Genomic DNA, 415 nt, shown 5'->3' on the forward strand with positions numbered 1-415 from the left:
GCCACAAAGCATTCAATTTAAGTGTGGTTGTACCCGCGAAAAAACCATGACTGCATTAGTTAATATTGGCCAACAAGCGCTACTTGATGATGTTGCTGAGCATGGCGAAATCAAAATTAGCTGCCATTACTGTCTAAAAGATTATCTTTTTGATGAGCAAGATGTGAAAAACATTTTTAACTAATCACGCATTAAATCTAAATTATAAAAAAGTCACATGCTATGCGGCTTTTTTTATAATTTTAAAATGACACCGGTATCATAAAAATAGCCGTTTTTATGATACCGGTGTCATTGAAATTATTCATGTTTTTTACCCAATATATGTGTTTTTAACACCTTCATAAGCTCGAATATCCTTAGCTCATCTGTTACTATAATCGCAGCTTAAAGGTTAACAAGACCCAGGCTATCC

1 protein-coding gene is annotated in these 415 nt (G+C 34.0%); it reads left to right on the forward strand.

Going from position 1 to position 415, the window contains the following annotated elements; genetic code table 11:
- Positions 1–184 (forward strand): Hsp33 family molecular chaperone HslO (locus tag AAEY62_RS20460; protein WP_350636060.1); only part of this gene is annotated, 184 nt, incomplete at its 5' end.
- Positions 185–415 lie beyond the last annotated feature (231 nt).

Source organism: Pseudoalteromonas sp. GW168-MNA-CIBAN-0100, from assembly GCF_040309225.1.
Classification (GTDB): domain Bacteria; phylum Pseudomonadota; class Gammaproteobacteria; order Enterobacterales; family Alteromonadaceae; genus Pseudoalteromonas; species Pseudoalteromonas arctica.